The 19200-nt window shown below is 53.2% G+C and carries 20 protein-coding genes, 1 tRNA gene and 1 riboswitch; of the genes, 4 read left to right on the forward strand and 17 right to left on the reverse strand.

Annotation, left to right across the window (positions count from 1 at the left end; translation table 11 throughout):
- Nucleotides 1-12: 12 nt before the first annotated feature.
- The 5 genes from BM322_RS07175 to rny all read right to left on the reverse strand — a co-directional run bounded on the left by BM322_RS07175 (nucleotide 13) and on the right by rny (nucleotide 4244).
- The gene (locus tag BM322_RS07175) at nucleotides 13-846 is read right to left on the reverse strand and encodes a PHP domain-containing protein (RefSeq protein WP_075429226.1); all 834 of its coding nucleotides are present in this window, start codon (nucleotides 844-846) and stop codon (nucleotides 13-15) included.
- Between the two features lie 25 nt (nucleotides 847-871).
- Nucleotides 872-1132: a stage V sporulation protein S gene (locus BM322_RS07180; RefSeq protein WP_075429227.1), complete on the reverse strand. Its 261-nt coding sequence runs from the start codon at nucleotides 1130-1132 to the stop codon at nucleotides 872-874.
- A gap of 140 nt (nucleotides 1133-1272) precedes the next feature.
- Nucleotides 1273-2055: a TIGR00282 family metallophosphoesterase gene (locus tag BM322_RS07185; RefSeq protein WP_177220834.1), complete on the reverse strand. Its 783-nt coding sequence runs from the start codon at nucleotides 2053-2055 to the stop codon at nucleotides 1273-1275.
- A 30-nt stretch (nucleotides 2056-2085) separates the two neighbouring features.
- Entirely contained in the window at nucleotides 2086-2631 is a 546-nt protein-coding gene (locus tag BM322_RS07190; RefSeq protein WP_082334422.1) for a hypothetical protein, read from the reverse strand.
- 71 nt (nucleotides 2632-2702) lie between these two features.
- Nucleotides 2703-4244: a ribonuclease Y gene (gene rny / locus BM322_RS07195; protein ID WP_407047828.1), complete on the reverse strand. Its 1542-nt coding sequence runs from the start codon at nucleotides 4242-4244 to the stop codon at nucleotides 2703-2705.
- Between the two features lie 187 nt (nucleotides 4245-4431).
- On the opposite strand from rny, the gene BM322_RS07200 reads away from it, so the two are divergent.
- On the forward strand, nucleotides 4432-4722 hold the full coding sequence (locus BM322_RS07200; protein ID WP_075429230.1) for a hypothetical protein: 291 nt from the start codon (nucleotides 4432-4434) through the stop codon (nucleotides 4720-4722).
- 56 nt (nucleotides 4723-4778) lie between these two features.
- Here the strand turns inward: BM322_RS07200 and BM322_RS07205 are convergent, their stop codons facing one another.
- Nucleotides 4779-5804, reverse strand: coding sequence for a nucleoside/nucleotide kinase family protein (locus BM322_RS07205; RefSeq protein ID WP_075429231.1), 1026 nt, complete (start codon nucleotides 5802-5804; stop codon nucleotides 4779-4781).
- A 148-nt stretch (nucleotides 5805-5952) separates the two neighbouring features.
- Here BM322_RS07205 and BM322_RS07210 point away from each other — a divergent pair, with 148 nt between their 5' ends.
- Complete coding sequence (locus BM322_RS07210; RefSeq protein WP_075429232.1) at nucleotides 5953-7026, forward strand: M48 family metallopeptidase; 1074 nt, start codon at nucleotides 5953-5955, stop codon at nucleotides 7024-7026.
- Between the two features lie 11 nt (nucleotides 7027-7037).
- The gene (locus BM322_RS07215; RefSeq protein ID WP_075429233.1) at nucleotides 7038-8096 is read left to right on the forward strand and encodes an AI-2E family transporter; all 1059 of its coding nucleotides are present in this window, start codon (nucleotides 7038-7040) and stop codon (nucleotides 8094-8096) included.
- A 55-nt stretch (nucleotides 8097-8151) separates the two neighbouring features.
- Here BM322_RS07215 and BM322_RS07220 read toward each other — a convergent pair whose 3' ends face one another.
- The 3 genes from BM322_RS07220 to thiC form a co-directional block, all read right to left on the reverse strand.
- Nucleotides 8152-8598, reverse strand: a complete 447-nt coding sequence (locus BM322_RS07220; protein ID WP_075429234.1) for a CBS domain-containing protein — start codon at nucleotides 8596-8598, stop codon at nucleotides 8152-8154.
- Between the two features lie 75 nt (nucleotides 8599-8673).
- Nucleotides 8674-9054: a universal stress protein gene (locus BM322_RS07225; protein WP_075429235.1), complete on the reverse strand. Its 381-nt coding sequence runs from the start codon at nucleotides 9052-9054 to the stop codon at nucleotides 8674-8676.
- A gap of 102 nt (nucleotides 9055-9156) precedes the next feature.
- Complete coding sequence (gene thiC / locus BM322_RS07230) at nucleotides 9157-10464, reverse strand: phosphomethylpyrimidine synthase ThiC (RefSeq protein WP_075429236.1); 1308 nt, start codon at nucleotides 10462-10464, stop codon at nucleotides 9157-9159.
- A 45-nt stretch (nucleotides 10465-10509) separates the two neighbouring features.
- A riboswitch (TPP riboswitch) is annotated at nucleotides 10510-10611 on the reverse strand.
- A 138-nt stretch (nucleotides 10612-10749) separates the two neighbouring features.
- Between thiC and BM322_RS07235 the strand changes: the two genes are divergently transcribed.
- Nucleotides 10750-10826: transfer RNA gene (locus BM322_RS07235), tRNA-Pro, on the forward strand.
- 92 nt (nucleotides 10827-10918) lie between these two features.
- Here BM322_RS07235 and BM322_RS07240 read toward each other — a convergent pair.
- The 8 genes from BM322_RS07240 to BM322_RS07275 form a co-directional block, all read right to left on the reverse strand.
- Entirely contained in the window at nucleotides 10919-12352 is a 1434-nt protein-coding gene (locus BM322_RS07240) for a sodium:alanine symporter family protein (protein ID WP_075429237.1), read from the reverse strand.
- A gap of 212 nt (nucleotides 12353-12564) precedes the next feature.
- Nucleotides 12565-13839, reverse strand: a complete 1275-nt coding sequence (purD, locus tag BM322_RS07245; protein ID WP_075429238.1) for a phosphoribosylamine--glycine ligase — start codon at nucleotides 13837-13839, stop codon at nucleotides 12565-12567.
- Nucleotides 13840-13851: 12 nt separating this feature from the next.
- A complete protein-coding gene (locus tag BM322_RS07250; RefSeq protein ID WP_075429239.1) occupies nucleotides 13852-14445 on the reverse strand; it encodes an IMP cyclohydrolase in 594 nt (197 codons plus the stop codon).
- Nucleotides 14446-14471: 26 nt separating this feature from the next.
- On the reverse strand, nucleotides 14472-15089 hold the full coding sequence (purN, locus tag BM322_RS07255) for a phosphoribosylglycinamide formyltransferase (protein WP_075429240.1): 618 nt from the start codon (nucleotides 15087-15089) through the stop codon (nucleotides 14472-14474).
- Complete coding sequence (purM, locus tag BM322_RS07260; protein WP_075429241.1) at nucleotides 15082-16134, reverse strand: phosphoribosylformylglycinamidine cyclo-ligase; 1053 nt, start codon at nucleotides 16132-16134, stop codon at nucleotides 15082-15084. The genes purN and purM overlap by 8 nt, the downstream gene beginning before the upstream one ends.
- Nucleotides 16135-16148: 14 nt before the next feature.
- Nucleotides 16149-17591, reverse strand: a complete 1443-nt coding sequence (gene purF, locus BM322_RS07265; protein WP_075429243.1) for an amidophosphoribosyltransferase — start codon at nucleotides 17589-17591, stop codon at nucleotides 16149-16151.
- Between the two features lie 89 nt (nucleotides 17592-17680).
- Complete coding sequence (purE, locus tag BM322_RS07270) at nucleotides 17681-18166, reverse strand: 5-(carboxyamino)imidazole ribonucleotide mutase (protein WP_075429244.1); 486 nt, start codon at nucleotides 18164-18166, stop codon at nucleotides 17681-17683.
- 65 nt (nucleotides 18167-18231) lie between these two features.
- Nucleotides 18232-19104 (reverse strand): phosphoribosylaminoimidazolesuccinocarboxamide synthase, encoded by an 873-nt coding sequence (locus BM322_RS07275; RefSeq protein ID WP_075429245.1) that lies wholly within the window; start codon nucleotides 19102-19104, stop codon nucleotides 18232-18234.
- Nucleotides 19105-19200 lie beyond the last annotated feature (96 nt).

Below are 19200 nucleotides of genomic sequence, written 5' to 3' on the forward strand. Positions count from 1 at the left end.
CTACACTCCTGTTTATCCCAGTTTCTGTTCCGGACGATAGAATTTCTCCGCCCAGCTGTCTTCAATCGTGAATATCCCCAATTCCTGCGGATAGCGCGTCGGAAACCCATGAAAATCAGATCCCCCTGACACCATGAGGCCAAACTCCTCAGCCATGGCCAGATAACGGCTCGTATCCTCGGCATCATGCTGCGGATAGAATACTTCCAGCCCTTCGATGCCACGCTGGCAAAGTTCCCGCACCAGCTCGTCATCACCGATGAGCTTGGGATGTGCCAGCACTGGCGTACCACCGGCAGCCTTGATGATAGCGATGATTTCCTCTACCTCCAAATGGTAGTGCGGCACATAGGCAGGCTGTCCCTTGCTCAACACCGCATCAAAGGCCTCCCGCACAGAGGCAAAATACCCCTTCTTGACCAGTACACGGCCTATATGCGAGCGGCTGATAGACTTGCTGGCCCCGGCAATTGCCAAGACATCAGCCTCGGTGATGTTATAGCCTAAAGCCCGCAGCTTCTCCACCATTTCTGAGAACCTGCTCCAGCGTCCTTCCGTCACATCGTTGAGTTTGTCGGCGAGCCCCCGGTAGTAGATATCTACATTGAATCCCAGGATATGGATTTCCTGGGTCGGATGATGCGCACTGAACTCAATCCCAGGGATAATGCGTATCCCCCGGGCCGGATAGTGTCCATTCTCGTATAAATCGACGATGCCTTCCACTGTATCATGGTCTGTGATGGCCATATAAGTAAGGCCGGCTGCTTTTGCGGCTGCTACGAGCTCTTCCGGTGTCAGCTTGCCATCCGAAAAAGACGTATGCATATGCAAATCACTTGGCATTCGGATCCACTCCTATACTCTATACTCAGCGCGGCTCTACAATCAGTTTGATAGCGGTACGTTCCTCACCGTCAATCTTGATATCCGTAAAAGCGGGGATGCATATGAGGTCAATCCCATGTGGTGCTACAAATCCACGGGCAATGGCCACAGCCTTGACTGCCTGATTAAGCGCACCAGCGCCAATCGCCTGCATCTCAGCACTGCCGCTTTCGCGCAGTACCCCGGCTAAAGCGCCTGCCACTGAGTTCGGATTCGACTTCGCAGATACCTTCAGAATTTCCATGTTCAGCACGTCCTCTCAACAAAAACACTACATCAACAAATTGTGTATATCCTGTAGTCAAAACTTACTGTCACTAGGAAGAGTATTCTGCAAAAAACTGCAAAGTCCTTCTTTTTTCTATAAACTAAAGTATTTTCGGCTTACTCTTCAGTAAGAAAAATACGCTCGATTCCCGTCGTCCGATTCGTCGCATCATCGATGTCAACGATAACAGCCGAGTAGACCTGCGGCCCGCTCTCTTCGAGATCAAACCGGCACGGCATGGCCGTCGTGAACTTGCGCAGGATGATCTCAGTCTTGACACCGAGCACCGAGTTCCACGGGCCCGTCATGCCAAGGTCCGTGATATAGGCCGTTCCCTGGGGCAGGATGCGCGCATCGGCTGTCTGGATATGCGTATGCGTGCCGACAACACCGTTGACGCGGCCGTCAAGATACCAGCCCATCGCCATCTTTTCCGAAGTCGTCTCCGCATGGAAGTCCAAGAAGATGATGTCACACTCCTGCTTGATTTCATGCAGGATATCTTCAACCTTCTGAAACGGACAGTCAAGCGCTGGCATGAAGGCCCTTCCCGAAAGATTGATGACACCGATATTCTTGGCCTTGAACGGATAGATGCACCAGCCCTTGCCCGGTGTTCCTTCCGGATAATTTGCCGGTCGGATCAAAAAGGGCTCCTGATCGATAAACTCCAAAACATCTTTCTTATCCCAAACATGGTTGCCCGACGTGATGATATCAGCGCCGCCATGATAAAGCTCATTAAGGGACTTGCGTGAAAAGCCCTTGCCTCCCGCCGAGTTCTCACCATTGACGATGACCACATCGATGCCTTTCTCCTGACGGAGTTTTGGTGTATATAACTGAAAGGCCTTCCGCCCTGGGCGGCCGACAACATCCCCAACCAACATTACTCGCACGTTTTTATTTCCTCCTCCCACCAAGCCTGCTCAGCGGTTATAGACTACAACCCTATCCCGATCACGAATCCCGATCATCTGCTCACGGATCCTGTACTCCTGATTCTGATCGAGCAAATGGTCAAGTGCCGCGCTCTGCGCATCGGCAAAATCCGGCTCCAACTGCTCCAGCGAATGCTTGTCGCACTTGAGGCGCTCGCCAAACTTCTCCTGGAACAGGTCCGCGATAAGCGTCAGCTCACCACGCGTCAAAGTCACCAGCTGCCGATGGATATGGATTGTCGTCATGCTGCCGAGACACTCCGCCTCGGCAGCCATCCATACCTGTCTGCCCGAATCAAGCTCATGATAAGCCTGCAAGCTGTCGTCGAGCAGTTTGACAAATTCCTCAAGCTCCGGCTTGTCCAGCTTGCCCGTAACGATAAACTCCATGACGATCTCCGTATGCTCGGGCTCATAGGTTATCGACTCGATTTCCGGATAGCACACGAGTATGGAAGCCAGCAATTGTATGCCAGTCTTATCACCCGGCTGTTTTCCCGTCGCTTGTTTCATCAAATCCTTGAATCTGAACATCGTCTATCCTCTTATAGGTAGAATGGGGATGCAGAGCCAGGCCCTGCATCCCCAAATCTCTTATTCCTTGCTTATTTCGCATAGTCGACGACGCGCGTCTCACGAATGACCGTAGCCTTGATCTGGCCCGGATATTCGAGCTCGTCCTCGATCTTCTTGACAATATCATGTGCCAAGGCAGCAGCCTCAGCATCATCCACCTTGTCCGGCTTGACCATGACGCGAATCTCACGACCGGCCTGAATGGCAAAGCAGCGCTCTACGCCCTCATAGGACTCAGCAATCTCCTCGAGACGTTTGAGGCGCTTGAGGTACGACTCAAGGCTCTCACGGCGTGCACCAGGTCTTGCCGCCGACACAGCATCGGCAGCAGCGACGAGGACAGCCTCTACGCTCGTTGCCTCGACATCCCCATGGTGGGAAGCGATGCAGTTGATGACATCCTTGGACTCGCGGAACTTATGCGCAAGATCGGCACCAATCGTCGTATGCGAACCCTCAACCTCACGGTCGATGGCCTTGCCGATATCGTGCAGCAGACCGCCACGTTTTGCCAGCGTCACATCGCAGCCCAGCTCCGATGCCATGACACCAGCCAGGTGCGCTACCTCAATCGAGTGATTGAGGACATTCTGCCCATAGCTCGTGCGGTAACGCAGACGACCGAGCATCTTCACGAGCTCCGGATGGATGCCGTGAACGCCCGTATCAAACGTAGCCTGCTCACCAGCCTCTTTGATACGCTGATCGACTTCGCGTTTTGCCTTCTCGACCATTTCCTCGATGCGGGCCGGATGGATGCGGCCATCCTGGATCAGTTTCTCCAGGGCAATGCGGGCAACTTCGCGGCGTACCGGATCGAATCCCGACAGGATGACAGCCTCCGGCGTATCGTCGATGATGAGATCAACCCCCGTCATTGTCTCCAATGTGCGGATGTTGCGGCCCTCACGGCCAATGATGCGCCCCTTCATCTCGTCGTTCGGCAGAGCGACGACCGAAACCGTCGTCTCAGCCACATGGTCAGCTGCACAGCGCTGGATGGCCTGGCTCAGGATATCCTGCGCCTTCTTGTCGCACTCATCCTTCATCTGCTGCTCATACTCTTTGATCTTCATGGCTTTCTCATGCTTGAGTTCTTCCTCAGCCTCTGCCATGAGCATCGTCCGCGCCTCCTCAGCCGTCAGGCTTGAGATGCGCTCGAGTTCTGCTTTCTGCTTCTCATGCATCTCGTCAACTGCCTGCTGGCTCTTGTCGAGACGCGACTCCTTGCGGGAAAGAGCCTCTTCCTTCTTCTCGATGGAATCGAGCTTGCGGTCGAGATTCTCCTCCTTCTGCACCACGCGGCGCTCCTGGCGCTGGATCTCGCTGCGGCGCTCCTTCGTATCGCGATCGAGTTCCTGGCGCAGGCGGTGGATATCCTCCTTCGCCTCCAGCAGGGCCTCTTTCTTCTTGGTTTCGCCTTTTTCTTCCGCGTCTGCTACAATGCGTTTTGCTTCTTCCTCAGCGGAGCCGATCTGCGCTTCTGCCGTACGTTTACGGGCAACATAGCCAAAAAAGGCACCGATGATAGCTGCAACTATTACCGCTACTACTATTTCGATAACGATAATACTCACCCCCTCTTTTTTTATTTGCTTTTATGCATGATTGATTCTCGGATAGTTGATACATAACTATACTCTATTATTTTAATGTTTTTCCTGTACAGTGTCAAGAAATCCTAGTCAAATCACGATAGATGCGATAAAATAAAAGATATGTGTGAATACGCAAGAAATCAACTGGGGGAATCCATATATGCTGAAATGTTCAGAATGCAGCCGCGACCTTGAGGAAAAGGAAGCGCTCGTCCATACGACCGAAGACGGCCAGCGCAAGGTCATCTGCCCGGAATGCTTCGAACGGCTGACTGGTGTCGATTACAAAACCTTCGCCTATCGCAAAGAAAACGCTAAGCAGACGTTGTTTGCCGTGCTCTTCTGCCTTGCGGCCACAGCCTACGCTTGGTATGACAAAGGCTGGATGTGGGGCGTCGGCGGCATTATCCTCACCATTCTCGTCTATCTCTTTTCCAGCAAGACCCGCTAATGACAATGAGCCTGCCGGCAATCAGATTGCCAGCAGGCTCATTGTTTATCACAAATTCATTTCAGGATATCCTGCAGTTCGTCATCGCTGAGTTCAAAAGTCTCCATGATTGCCTTGCTGCTCATTGTCCCATCCTGATAAAGTTTCCGCAGAATGGCTTTGCGGGCATGGGAAAGCCCTTCCGCATACCCGTTCTTATAGAGGCGGCCCACATCTCCCGGTTCCGCACTGATACGGCGGTTGATGCCACTAAGCAGGCTGTTGTCGATAGTCACATCAGGCTTTTTCCACAGCACATCGCGGTTTACCATACGGTTCGGCATCATCTTGCCGCGCAGCTGATAGTCACCATCTGACAGCATCTGCCAGGTCTCGTCAGCCGGCCAAGATTTCTTCAGCACCCGCTCGACATTTATTCGGTCGCTGTTCCGGTAGAAGATCTCTGCCTCCTCACGGCTCTTGCCACCAAGTATCTTGCGCTCAATGAGCCGTTCCTTGAGATCCTGCGGCTCTGCCCCAACAAACAGAGAATAATCCGCAAAATTGCGCACCGTAAGCCAACGGTCATCGCCGAGCAACAGCCAATTGCCCTCCAGCAGGACAATCGAACGGCGAACTTTTATGACCTCTTCCACCACATCATGGGTCGTGCGGTCATAGATGGGCCAGCGACAGTCGCTATCGCGGAGCCCCGCAAGCTTTGCCAGCAAGTGCTCCACATCAAAGGTCTCTGGACAGCCCTTGACCAGGCTCATCGGTACCTGCTTGCCATCACGCTCCACCGTATGGGTGCGGATATAATCCGCATGATAATGAAAGCCATCCAGTCCTAGCGCCTGCACCGGTTCCAGCGCCGAATCGGTCAGCGAGAGTTTTTCAAGCAGCAAAGCCAATGTCGATTTCCCCGTGCCCGGCGGCGCCACCAAATACACGACAATCCGTGTGCCCTTCTCGCGCTGCAGTTTTGTCATACGCCGCAAGAACGGCAGGAACAGATTGTCAATGGTCTCCTGATTATACCGCACCTTATGACCTAATCCATTGATGGTCAAACGCAAGGTGCGCCATGCTTTTTCCTCCATGAGTCACGCCTCCTTATCCCGAGCCCAGACGACCCAGTCGTTTTCAGGTTAAATTTCTATTAATTCTAGCGAATTTTCTAGCATCTTCTCGCCAAAATTCGCTATAATGATTGCAGAGAACAACAAACATCTACAGGAGGAATTATACATGAAATCTACGAAATTGCGCAAGCTGATTACGGGAACAATCGCCGCCAGCCTACTGGCTTTTCCTCTATCCTTCAGTACGATTCCAGCACCGGCTGCCGAAGCCGGAACAGCGAGCATCATCGGCGCACTCATCAATGGCGTTGCTGCTCATTCGCAGCTCGATGCCCTGCTGCGCAAGTACAATGACTCCGAGGAAGGACGTCAGGAATACTTCCGCGAGATGAAAAAACAATATGGCGTAAATAATGACTGGGCACTCAACCAACAGCTCGACCGCATCATGACCAATCTTACAGCCGGCATTGGTGCCGTCGATCCCTCAATATACAACAAACCTTATAATTATTTCATCAACAACCAAAAAGGATTCAATGCCTTTTGCACGCTTGGGCACAATCTGAGCGTCAACACAGGGCTATACAATGTCCTGACCAATGAAGACGAGATTGCCGTTGTCCTCGCCCACGAGCTCGGCCACGGTCAGAAAGATCATCCTGCCAAGGGCGCCCGCCGCTCCCTCAACGTGCAGATTCTCGGTGCCGCCACAGGTTCTCAGGCCGGTGCAGTCATGGCCCAGGTCATCAACAACCGCCATATCACCAAGCCGATGGAGAATGAGGCCGATTCCCTGGCCTTCGATTACATCACCCATACAAGCTACAACCCCGGTGCAACAGCGGCTGTCTGGCAGCGCGTCCTTGACCTGTCAAAAACCAAAGCGAACGCCGTGCAGGAATTCCTCTCGGACCATCCCGCCGATGACGACCGCCGCGATGCCTATGTCAAAAAAATCTCCGCTTACAGCGGCAACCATGTCACCAACAAGGACGGTCTCGTCCGCGTCAATACGAAAGATTTCACTACCCCGGCCCCTGCCGGCGGCATGAGCGCCCGCGAACGTTCCTACTTCGTCATGGGCAACCTGGCTGCCGCCTACCACAAAGGCTATGACAAGCGCCGCGCCTACGCAGACGGCAATACCGTCATGCTCGGTGCCCAGCCAATCATGACCTGTGTCAACGGCGACGAAAGTGCCCACACCCTTGCTGAGCGCCTCAATGCCATCAAATAAAAGGAGCATCTATGCATCTACGCGATTACCGTACATCTATCCTGCTTGGAATTACCTTTACCATACTGCTGTCAACCTTCTGGTTCATGCCGCAGTTGGCCTTCATCATCTTTTTGTCACTATTGCTGCAGCTGCTCTTGCTGCCAGCTGTCGACCGCCTGAACCAGAAACTGCCACGGGCCATTGCCGCCGGATTCGTACTCACCGTCTTCATCGGCGTCGGATTCCTGCTGCTGGGGCTCGTATCGAGCAGTTTCGTGCCGACCTTTTCCCGGTTCATCACGGATTTTCCGCAGATAACTGAAAAGTTCCAGAATCTGCCCTTGCTGCAGGAATCTGAGTTCCTGCACAGCGAACTCGGCAATGTCTGGGCCGAAATCAAATCCACAGGCATCACGGCACTGAAATCCTCGCTACAGCTGCTGCTCTCGCTCTTCAGCAAGGTCATCGATTTCGTCATCATCCTGTTTGTGACCTTCTACCTCTTGAAAGATGGCGAGGAAATCAAGCAGTATCTGGTCACGCGTTTCCCACAGCGTGACACAGGCCGTGTGCTCAAGCTGTTCAACAACATCCTGAGCGCCCTGCGCACCTACATCTGCAGCCAGCTCGTCATCTGCTGTATCACTGCCACCATCGTCTTTCTCTACTTCACCATGCGCAGCCTGCCATATGCCTCGGTATTTGCCACTGTCTCAGGCATCGCGGAATTCATCCCGGTACTCGGCCCGACAGTAGCCTCCGTCTTCGGTATCCTGCTGACGGCAACAGTCGATCCGCTCATTGCCTTGCAGACAGCGGGATTTTACCTGCTGCTCACGCAAATCAACCACAATCTTGTCTATCCGACCTTGATTGGCAAGTCACTGAACCTGCACCCGATTGCCATCATCCTTGGCATCATTCTCGGCGGCGAACTGCTTGGCGCCACTGGCATGTTCCTGGCCGTGCCTTTCATCGTTATCTGCAAGCTTGTCATCGAAGATATCTACGAGAACCGGCTGCTACAGAAGAAAATCAAACGCGAATCACGCTGGCTGGCCAAAAACAGCAACGAAGCGCAAAAATAAAGGAACTGCCTGTCGTCCACTACGCAGGCAGTTCCTTTTTGCGCCCGCCAAGAAATCACAGCAGCATCTTGACGATATCCGTCCGACTTACGATGCCAATCAGATTCTTCGCTTCATCAAGCACCGGCAGGCGCTTGATATGCTTGTCATGCATGAGCTTGGCAATCTTGCTGACCTCATCCTCCGCCTTGACCGCTATGACATCCTCCGTCATGATCTGCTCGGCAGTCAATGCTGAGAACTTCCGGAACGCATCGCGATATTCCTGCAATCCATTATAGTAGATGACAGCTCCAAGGATGCAGAGCTCATCGGGCATCTCGGGTGCGATTTCCTTGCGCATGAGATCGCCTTCACTGACAATGCCGCAAACCTTGCCCGCATCATCGACGACAGGCACACCAGAGATCTTCTTCGTCACAAGCAGCTCTGCCAACTCACGAATCGTTGCTTCAGGTTTTACTGTGATTACGTTTTTGGTCATGATATCTTTGACTTGCATGCTAAACACCTTCCCTGTTGCAAACATAAGAACAAAAGCTGCCAGCGGGAATCCACTGGCAGCTGCCACGATACTTTATTTAATGACCATTACCGGAATTGGCGACTCCTCAATGACCTTCTGGCTGACACTGCCAATCAGCGCGCCCTTGAAGAGGCCCAGGCCACGGCTGCCCATAATGATCATATCGCTGTGCTCCTGTCCGGCCACACGGATGATAGCCTTCGGGATGTTGCCGGTCTCCACATGTTTTGCCGCCTTGATATCATCAGGGATTTTCTCCCAAATACGATCAAAAACAATATGGCTTGGGATATCCTTATTGATATTGCTGGCGACATAGACAAAATCCAGATCCGCCTGGCATTTCTCCGCAAAGAAAATCGCCTCATCTACAGCCTTGCAGCCATTTACAGAACCATCAACCGGTACCAAGATCTTTTTGATTTTCCCCATAATAAAACCTCCCAACGAGTTCGTTTTATTGTATATAGCTATATTCGGGATTTTGGCTGATGATTCCTGCTTTTCGACTGAATTTTTTCAATTGTTTGCAGTTCAATCATTACAGGGACATTGCGGCTTGTCAAAATACTCCCCGATGATCTTGACGGCACAATAGTCGCCGCACATCGAGCAGGCCTCCTCCCCCTGCTTGTTGCGGGCACCGCGTTTCGTTCTGGCCAGATCAGGATCGATGGCCAGGTCAAGCTGTGCCTCCCAGTCAAGCTGCTTGCGCGCCTCGGCCATCTTCTTGTCCCAGGCCACAGCACCGGGCACACCGCGAACCATATCGGCCGCATGCGCTGCAATCCGCGACGTGATGACCCCCGTATGCACATCCTCAATCGTTGGCAGCGCCAGATGCTCAGCCGGCGTCACATAGCACAGGAAATCCGCACCACTGACCGCTGCCAGCGTCCCGCCAATCGCTGCCGTAATGTGATCGTACCCTGGCGCGACATCCGTCACCAGCGGCCCCAACACATAGAACGGCGCATTGCGGCAAAGGCGTTTCTCAAGCTTCATATTGGCGGCAATCTGATCATAAGGCACATGACCCGGCCCCTCGACCATGACCTGCACGCCACGACGCCAAGCGCGGTCCACAAGTTCGCCTAGCGTGATGAGCTCCGTGAGCTGTCCGCGGTCCGTCGCATCAGCCGTACAGCCTGGGCGCATGCCATCGCCAAGGCTCAGCGTCACGTCGTACTTCTCACAGATATCCAGGATCTTATCATAATGTTCATGAAGCGGATTCTCTCGTTCGTTGTGCAGCATCCAGCCGGCAATGAATGAACCGCCACGACTCACGATATCCATGAGACGTCCCTGGCTGCGCATGCGCTCGATGGCTGAAAGGGTCACACCGCAATGCAGCGTCATGAAGTCAGCACCATCCTTTGCCTGCTGCTCGATGGTCTCCAGAAGATCCTCCTCTGTCATCTCGACCACCGCGCCATGCTCGCGGATGGCACGCACCGTGGCCTCATAGATTGGTACCGTTCCGACCATCACCGGGGATTTGGCGATGATCTCACGTCGTGAAGCGTCGATATTGTTGCCTGTCGACAAGTCCATGACAGCATCCGCACCGCATTTGACCGCCTCCGCCAGCTTTTCCAGTTCAGGCTCAATATCTGGATAGGTACTCGACGTGCCAATATTGGCGTTGACCTTGACACGCAGCCCTTCGCCAACACCACACGGCTTCAGACCCTTGTGATTGATGTTGCAGGGAATCGTAATGGTTCCCTTTGCCACACCAGCCCGGATGACTTCAGCCGGAACATGTTCCTCTGCCGCTACTGCCTGCATCGCTTCTGTAATCTTGCCCTCACGGGCCAACTGCATCTGTGTTGCCATCGTATAACCTCCTAAAAATAAAAGCCGCCCAGCATAGCTGAACGGCAATCTTACTTGTCACTTCCCTACGCAGGTCTTAACCCAACAGGTTCCAAGGGTCGACATTTGTCTCTCAGCAGGATAGGACCTGCGCCCCTAGTGAATCATTCTATAAAGTTAACGCTATAAGTGTAACAAATCTATCCAAAATCTGCAACCAGAACTTTCCAGTAAAAAACTTAACGAAAAATATAAAAAAGGTGTTGACAGGCATGACCATTATGCGTATAATATTTCTTGTGATTGCGGGATGTGGCACAGTTTGGTAGCGCGCTTCGTTCGGGACGAAGAGGCCGCAGGTTCGAATCCTGTCATCCCGACCATCTGAATGGTCAAGCCAGCAACTTCGGTTGCTGGCTTTTTTGTTTTATCCATATAGCAAAAAGGAGCTTTTCGGCAAAGCTCCTCTTTTCATTCATATCTGCAAATCTTCAACATCCGACTGATAGTCGATCTTCTCGCCCATTTTCTCGCGGACTACGACCACACGCTCGAACTCAAAACATTCCTCGGCGATATCCTTATTGAGCCAGAGCAGGCAGATAAGGTTCGGGATAGCCATGAGACCGTTCATCGTATCGGAGAAATTCCAGACAACCTCCAACGCCGTCGTCGCACCCACAAAAGTAACCAGACTGAACAAGACGCGATAGCCAATGATTGCCTTGCGGTTGCTCACGAGATACTCAAGTGCTTTCTCGCCATAGTATTCCCAGCCGAGAATCGTCGAAAAAGCAAATAGTGACAATGCCACCGAAACGATCAGTTTGGCATACTCACCAAATACCGAGCTGAATGCCAGGATTGTCAGCTGCGCCCCCGAAACCATCTTGCCCGTTACCGGATCCACCGTGCCCAGCATCCCCGACGAGGCAATGACAAGGCCCGTGAGCATGCAGACAATCATCGTATCGAAGAAAGTTCCGGTCATATTGACATAGCCTTGACGGGACGCATGATCGGTCCGGGCAGCAGCCGCTGCAATCGGCGCCGAGCCGAGGCCAGCCTCATTCGAGAACACACCGCGAGCCACGCCCCAACGCATCGAGGTCAGCATCGATGCGACAATGCTGCCGCCGATACCGCCAGCCACAGAGTCAAAGGAAAAGGCCATGCGGAACATCTCAGCCACACCGGCCGGTACCGCTGCAAAATTCACCACAATGACAATGAGAGCTACGACGAAATAGAAAGCTGCCATCGCCGGCACGACCACGCTCGACACCTTACCGATGCTATGGATGCCGCGCAGCAGCACCGCCAGTGCCAGCACGGCTACGATGCCGCCAGTCAGCCAGGCCGGCACGGCAAAGCTCGTCGACAGCGCAGCCGCGATAGAATTGGCCTGAGTCATATTGCCGATACCGAATGACGAAACAACGACGAAGAAGGCAAACAGCGCAGCCAGTCCGCGGCCGATATATTTATTCTTGATGCCGTTCTTCATCGCATACATCGGACCGCCAGCCATCTCACCAACGCTGTTGGTCTCACGATATTTCACCGCCAGTACCGACTCACCGTATTTCGTCGACAGGCCAAAGGCCGCACTGATCCACATCCAGACCAACGCCCCTGGGCCGCCGAGAACCATCGCCGTCGCTACGCCGACAATATTACCAGTCCCCACCGTCGCCGAAAGAGCTGTCATCAGCGACTGGAACGGCGAGATATCTCCCTCATGTTCCTTTTTCTGCCGGAAGATCATCCGGATCGCATAACCGAGATTCCGCCAGGGAAGGAATCTCAAGCGTATAGTCAAGAAAACTCCTGTGCCGACTAAGAGTGTCAGCATCACAGGCCCCCAAACAAAGTCATTGATATCTGCCATTAGCCTTGTCAGATCCATAAGCCCCTCCACCGATATAACTTGCAAAACCACATCGCAAAAATGATTGCCTAAGACACAGAAAACGCCCTGTTGTTGTCAGCTGACAACTTCAGAGCGTCCACCATTGACGTCTATGTGGTTAATTATAATAGACAACTGTCAAGTTGTAAATAGCCTGCAAAAGTATACACAAATAGACATACCTGCTATGCCAACATATCCAATCCAACTTAAAGCCGTTCCAAGGCACGATGGGCAATATCGTTGCGATAGAAGGCATCCTGGAAGGAAATTTTCTTAACGCCAGCATACGCCTTGTCCACAGCTGTCTTGACATCAGCCGCCTTAGCGACAACGCCGAGGACGCGGCCGCCAGCCGTGACGATCTGGCCATCTTTTTCCGCCGTACCCGCATGGAATACTTCCGTACCAGCGGCCTTGGCCTCCGCTAAACCTGCAATGGCAAATCCCTTCTGATAGGATTTGGGATAGCCCCCCGATGCCATGACCACGCAGACAGCTGCGCCATCGCTCCACTGGATGTCCTGCCCGGCCAGGGTGCCATCGGCACAGGCCAGCATGATATCGACAAGGTCGCTCTCCAAGAGTGGCAGGACAACCTGAGTCTCCGGGTCGCCAAAGCGCGCGTTGAACTCGACAACCTTCGGCCCCTCAGCCGTAATCATAAGGCCGGCATAGAGGCAGCCCTTATAAAGGCGACCTTCCTGTTCCATAGCCTTGATGGTCGGTACGAGAATCGTCTCATAGGCCTTGTCCACCATAGCCTTCGTCATGACCGGTGCCGGCGCATAGGTACCCATGCCGCCCGTGTTCGGGCCTTTATCGCCATCATAGGCGCGCTTGTGGTCCTGGGAGCTTATCATCGGACAAATGGTCTTGCCATCGGTAAAGCAGAGCAGCGAGGCTTCTTCGCCCTCCATGAACTCCTCGATGACAACACGACTACCCGCCGCCCCGAATTCCTGATCCTCCATGATATCGGCAATGGCTGCCAAGGCTTCTTCCTTCGTCATGGCGACGATAACGCCCTTACCAGCGGCCAGGCCATCGGCCTTGATGACAATAGGGACGCCTTCCTGCTCGATATAGGCGCGGGCCGCATCAGCCTCGGTAAAGACTTCATATTTTGCCGTCGGGATATTGTACTTCTTCATCAGGCCTTTGGAAAAAGCCTTCGAGCCTTCAATCTCAGCCGCCAGTTTCGTCGGGCCAAAGGCCTTGATGCCAGCTGCATTCAAGGCATCCACCAGACCATTGGTCAGCGGAACCTCGGGACCGACCACGGCCAAATCAATCTGCTTTTCCTTGGCAAAAACTGCCAGCGCATCATTATCGGTGATAGAAATTCCACTAACGCACTCTGCCACCTCAGCCATGCCCGGATTACCAGGAATCGCATAGAGTTTCGTGGCCTTCGGCGACTGGGAAAGTTTCCAGGCCAGCGTGTGCTCACGGCCGCCGGAACCAATAACAAGAATATTCATCGTCTACCCCTCTTATTTCTGCAGCTGTTCAGCCAGATAATCTTTGATCATGGCATCATAGGCGGCCGTATGGGCAAAGGCTTCCTGGGAAAGCTCCATGCGCGTGCGGTCATCGACGCAGCCATTTTCTTTTACCTGCTTGGCAATCTCTGCATAGCGGGCAGGATTTGTCACGATCGTGACGAACTTGAAGTTCTTCGCTGCTGCACGGACCATAGCCGGACCGCCGATATCGATGTTTTCAATGGCCTCAGCCAATGTGACATCAGGTTTAGCAATCGTCTCCTTGAACGGATAGAGATTGACGGCTACGAGATCGATGCCCGTAATCTTATACTCTTTCATCTGCTTGACATGCTCTTCGTTGTCACGTACCGCCAGGATACCGCCATGGATATACGGGTTCAGCGTCTTTACGCGGCCATCCATGATTTCCGGAAAGCCCGTGACATCGCTGACATAAGTAACCGGGATGCCTGCCTCTTTGATGGCCTTCATGGTACCGCCCGTCGAAACGATTTCCACACCAGCCTCATGGAGCTGGCGGGCAAACTCAACAACACCGTCTTTATTCGATACGCTGATAAGTGCGCGTTTAATCTGCATGGATATATTCTCCTCTGTCTAAAAACTCAATCCAAAATCCGTACCTGACGTCCGTCTACCTGCAGCCGCCCCTCGCAGTAAAGCTGGATAGCCTGCGGATAGATGATATGCTCCTGCTCGAGTACGCGGGCCCCCAACGTCTCCTCGGTATCCCCATCCAGCACAGGAACAGCCGCCTGCAGGATAATCGGGCCGCTATCGGTACCTTCATCGACAAAATGAACGGTGCAACCGCTGACCTTGACGCCATAAGCCAAAACATCGCGGTGCGCATGCGCGCCAGGAAAGCTTGGCAAAAGCGCCGGATGGATATTCATGATGCGGCCCGCAAAATGACGTACAAATACCGGCGTCAGGATCCGCATAAATCCAGCCAAGACAACCAACGTTACCCCTGCTTCTTCGAGCTCAGCAATCAAGGCCTTTTCAAAGGGCTCACGGCCATCGTACTGCTTGCGGTTGACGCAGACAGCCTTGATGCCAGCCTTTTTTGCCCGTTCCAGGGCAAAGGCCTCGGGCTTATCGGTAAGCACGACGGCGATTTCGGCATCGACTTCGCCGCGACCGATGGCATCGATGATGGACTGCAAATCCGTACCGCGTCCTGAACAGAGAACGCCCAGTTTCTGTTTAGCCTCAGTCATGGAACACGCCGCCTTTGATAGTCACATCATGATTGCCTTTTACTACGCGGCCAATCTCATAAACCGTCTCCTGAACTCCTGCAAGATGCTCTTTGATTTTCTCCGCCTCCTCGGCACTGGCGATGATAATCATGCCAATGCCCATGTTGAAGGTACGGTACATCTCTTTCCAATCCACGTTGCCCCACTGCTGCAGGAGCCTAAAGATTGCCGGCATCTGCCATACCGAGCTATCGATTTCCACCGCCATATCCTCCGGCAATGCGCGAGGGATGTTCTCGTAGAAGCCGCCCCCCGTGATATGAACCATGCCGTGGATATCAAAGTTCTCGATAAGGGGCAGGCAGGACTTCGGATAAAGGCGCGTCGGCGTCAAAAGCTCTTCGCCGATGGTCTTGCCCAGCTCCTCGATGTACTCATCGCCCTTGAAGCCCTTGAGATCAAAGCAGATCTTGCGCACGAGCGAATAGCCATTGGAATGCACGCCTGAGGACGGCAGGCCCAGAACCACATCACCTTCCTTGACTTTCTCACTGGTGATGAGTTTCGATTTTTCGACCACACCGACAGCAAAGCCAGCGATATCATACTCGCCCACCGGATAGAAACCGGACATCTCTGCCGTCTCGCCGCCAATCAGCGCGCAGCCCGATTCCTTGCAGGCTCCCGCCACGCCTTTTACGACATCGGCCACCTGCTCCGGATCGAGTTTGCCAACAGCCAGGTAATCAAGGAAAAAGAGAGGCTCTGCGCCCTGCACAAGGATGTCGTTGACACACATAGCCACAGCATCCTGCCCGACCGTGTCATGCTTATCGAGCATAAACGCCAGACGCAGTTTCGTACCGACACCATCGGTACCGGACACCAGGATTGGCTCTTTATATTTCCCGGAATTCAGTGCAAAGAGACCACCGAATCCGCCCAAATCTCCCAAGACCTCGGGACGATACGTAGCTTTGACGCTATCTTTTATCAGCTGGACGGATTTGTTGCCGGCATCGATATCAACACCGGAATCTTTATAAGTAAGTTGTTCTGCCATTTCTATCCTCTCTCTTAGCACTTTTTACGCTGTTCAAATACATATTTGCTGTCGCCAGCCGGCTTCTCGCCATCCTCAATCGGATACGCACTATTAAAGCAAGCATAGCACATCGCCTCAGGGTCAACGGCCGATACCGACTGCTTGAGCCCTTCGATGCTCAGGAAGTGCAAGCTGTCAGCTCCAATGTACTCGCGAATCTCTTCCACGCTCTTGGTCGCTGCGATGAGCTCCTTGCGCACCGACGTATCGATGCCATAGTAGCAAGGATAGCCAATCGGCGGACTGCTGATGAGCATATGGACTTCCTTGGCCCCGGCATTGCGGAGCATCTTGACAATCTTGCCGCTGGTGGTACCGCGAACGATGGAATCATCCACCATGATGACGCGCTTGCCCGCAACTACCGAACGGATAGCGTTGAGCTTGAGCTTCACCGCCGTATCGCGCTTCTTCTGAGTCGGCTGGATAAACGTGCGGCCGATATAGCGGTTCTTAATCAGGCCTTCGACAAACGGGATGCCCGACTCAAAAGCCACGCCTGTAGCCGCCGTCGTGCCCGAGTCCGGGACCGAAATGACGATATCGCCCTGACAGCCCGACTCGCGGGCCAGCATGCGCCCCATCATGAAACGCGCATCATGGACACTCTGACCATCGATGACCGAATCGGGACGTGCAAAGTAGATGTATTCAAAAATGCATGCAGCCTTGGGCTCCTGCGTCGCAAACGGATACGACTTGATACCGTTTTCATCGATGACTACCATTTCCCCCGGCAGTACATCACGGATGAACTCGGCCCCGACCACATCAAGCCCGCAGGTTTCCGAGGATATGATGTAGCTTCCCTCTTCGGTCTTGCCAATGCACAGCGGCCGGAACCCCTGCGGGTCACGCGCACCGATAAGCTTGCTCTCGGTCATGATGGTCAGGCAGTACGCCCCCTTGATTTTCTTGAGGCTTTCGATGACCTTGTCCTCGATGGTCTCCTGGCGCGAACGCGCAATGAGGTTGACAAACACCTCGGAATCGATGGACGTCTGGAAAATCGTGCCCTGCTGCTCAAGATCATGGCGGATCTCGGCAGCATTAGTCAGATTGCCATTATGCGCCAAGGCAATCTTTCCGCCCGCATAGTTGACCATCAGCGGCTGGGTATTAGCCAGCAGGCTCGAGCCCGTCGTCGAATAGCGCACATGGCCGATGGCGATGCACTGATTCTCCATATGCGGGACCTGATGACGGAATACCTCATTGACAAGGCCCATGCCACGTGTGACATCCATCCAGGCGCCATCGGTGATGGCGATGCCAGCGCTTTCCTGGCCGCGATGCTGCAGCGCATAGAGTCCCAGATAGGTCATGCCCGATACATCTTCGGTATGGGAATAGACACCGTAGACGCCGCATTCCTCTTTCCATTTCGGTTCTAAGTTATAGCCATTTTCATACATGGTTATTTTGTTCTCTCTTTTCCTTTTTGTCTGATAATACACGCTCATCCGCTATTTGCGGTCAAAAAAACAGTCCGATTGCGCGCAGCTTAAAGCTGCGCCGCAACACGGGCTGCTTTCTTTTCGACTTCCTGAATCATTTTCGTGCGGTAATCCGCCAGTTTCTGCGCAAGATCCTTATCCGCTACAGCAAAGATTTCCGCAGCAAAGATTGCCGCATTCTTAGCGCCATTGACGGCCATCGTCGCCACCGGAATGCCCGACGGCATCTGCACCGTGCTCAAAAGTGCATCCATGCCATTAAGGGGCGTAGCGTTGATGGGCACACCAATAACCGGCAGCGTCGTATAGCTTGCTACCACACCTGCCAGATGAGCCGCAGCCCCTGCCGCCACGATGAACGCACCAATCCCTTTTTCCGGTGCACTGAGCACGACTTCGCGGACTTTGGCCGGCGTGCGGTGAGCCGACGCCACGACGACCTCAGACTCGATACCGAACGACTTGAGGATCTCGACGGCTGGCTTCAAGATTGGCCAATCGGAATCGCTTCCCATCATTACTGCAACTTTCATCAATCATGCTCTCCTTTCATAGAGAACACGAATCCTGACGATTCGCGTTCTCCAGAATCAAACCATTACTCAAAATCCTTGCCCGTAAGCATTTTATAAGCTTCTTTGTACTTGGCAATCGTCTTGTCGATGACATCCTGCGGCAGCTTGTAGTCGCTGTCGGGATTAGCCTTGAGCCAGTCACGGACGAACTGCTTGTCATAGGACGGCTGGCTCTGGCCTTCCTTATAGCCCTCCAACGGCCAGAAACGCGAGCTGTCCGGAGTCAGTACCTCATCGCCGAGGACAATGTTGCCGTTTTCATCGATACCGAACTCGAACTTCGTATCGGCAATGATGATGCCGCGGGAAAGAGCATACTCCGCGCATTTCTTGTAGATGGCAATCGTATAGTCGCGAACCTTCTCAGCATACTCACGACCATGACCTGGGAAGGACTTCTCCAGGACCTCCGCACCCTTTTCGAGGGAGACATTCTCATCATGATCACCAAGCTCAGCCTTCGTGCTCGGCGTAAAGATCGGCTCCGGCAGTTTCTGCGATTCGACAAGACCCTCCGGCAGCTTGATGCCACAGATCGTGCCGTTTTCCTTGTAGCTTTCCCAGCCGCTGCCCGTGATGTAGCCGCGCACGATGCACTCCATCGGAATCATCGTGAGCTTCTTGCACTTCATGCTGTTGCCAACAAAGCCTTCCTGCTGGAAAAACTCCGGCATATCCTTGTTGTCCACCGAAATCATATGATTCGGCAGGATGTCTTTCGTAAAGTCGAACCAGAACCGGGACATCTGCGTCAAAATAGCGCCTTTATCCGTAATCTTGTTCTTCAAGATATGGTCAAAGGCGGAGATGCGGTCCGTAGCCACCATGATGATGCTGTCCTCAGCCTCATAGACTTCACGAACCTTACCGGATTTAAATGGTTTGTACTCTTTCATGGATTTTATCGTCTCCCATAAAAACATAAAATTATTAACCGACTATTTCATAATAACGAGATTTTTTTTGCCTGTCAATGATTTTTAGGACACGTG

This window comes from Selenomonas sp. GACV-9, assembly GCA_900116485.1.
Classification (GTDB): domain Bacteria; phylum Bacillota; class Negativicutes; order Selenomonadales; family Selenomonadaceae; genus Selenomonas_A; species Selenomonas_A ruminantium_G.

Excerpts from the sequence above, each read along its gene's own strand:
- BM322_RS07215 (WP_075429233.1), top strand. The coding sequence starts at position 7,038 with ATGCATCTACGCGATTACCGTACATCTATCCTGCTTGGAATTACCTTT.
- BM322_RS07240 (WP_075429237.1), bottom strand. The coding sequence starts at position 12,352 with ATGGATCTGACAAGGCTAATGGCAGATATCAATGACTTTGTTTGGGGG.
- purE (WP_075429244.1), bottom strand. The coding sequence starts at position 18,166 with ATGAAAGTTGCAGTAATGATGGGAAGCGATTCCGATTGGCCAATCTTG.
- BM322_RS07180 (WP_075429227.1), bottom strand. The coding sequence starts at position 1,132 with ATGGAAATTCTGAAGGTATCTGCGAAGTCGAATCCGAACTCAGTGGCA.
- BM322_RS07190 (WP_082334422.1), bottom strand. The coding sequence starts at position 2,631 with ATGTTCAGATTCAAGGATTTGATGAAACAAGCGACGGGAAAACAGCCG.
- BM322_RS07225 (WP_075429235.1), bottom strand. The coding sequence starts at position 9,054 with ATGGGGAAAATCAAAAAGATCTTGGTACCGGTTGATGGTTCTGTAAAT.
- BM322_RS07210 (WP_075429232.1), top strand. The coding sequence starts at position 5,953 with ATGAAATCTACGAAATTGCGCAAGCTGATTACGGGAACAATCGCCGCC.
- BM322_RS07250 (WP_075429239.1), bottom strand. The coding sequence starts at position 14,445 with ATGCAGATTAAACGCGCACTTATCAGCGTATCGAATAAAGACGGTGTT.
- BM322_RS07200 (WP_075429230.1), top strand. The coding sequence starts at position 4,432 with ATGCTGAAATGTTCAGAATGCAGCCGCGACCTTGAGGAAAAGGAAGCG.
- purF (WP_075429243.1), bottom strand. The coding sequence starts at position 17,591 with ATGTATGAAAATGGCTATAACTTAGAACCGAAATGGAAAGAGGAATGC.
- BM322_RS07275 (WP_075429245.1), bottom strand. The coding sequence starts at position 19,104 with ATGAAAGAGTACAAACCATTTAAATCCGGTAAGGTTCGTGAAGTCTAT.
- purD (WP_075429238.1), bottom strand. The coding sequence starts at position 13,839 with ATGAATATTCTTGTTATTGGTTCCGGCGGCCGTGAGCACACGCTGGCC.
- purM (WP_075429241.1), bottom strand. The coding sequence starts at position 16,134 with ATGGCAGAACAACTTACTTATAAAGATTCCGGTGTTGATATCGATGCC.
- BM322_RS07175 (WP_075429226.1), bottom strand. The coding sequence starts at position 846 with ATGCCAAGTGATTTGCATATGCATACGTCTTTTTCGGATGGCAAGCTG.
- BM322_RS07220 (WP_075429234.1), bottom strand. The coding sequence starts at position 8,598 with ATGCAAGTCAAAGATATCATGACCAAAAACGTAATCACAGTAAAACCT.
- BM322_RS07205 (WP_075429231.1), bottom strand. The coding sequence starts at position 5,804 with ATGGAGGAAAAAGCATGGCGCACCTTGCGTTTGACCATCAATGGATTA.
- thiC (WP_075429236.1), bottom strand. The coding sequence starts at position 10,464 with ATGGCAACACAGATGCAGTTGGCCCGTGAGGGCAAGATTACAGAAGCG.
- purN (WP_075429240.1), bottom strand. The coding sequence starts at position 15,089 with ATGACTGAGGCTAAACAGAAACTGGGCGTTCTCTGTTCAGGACGCGGT.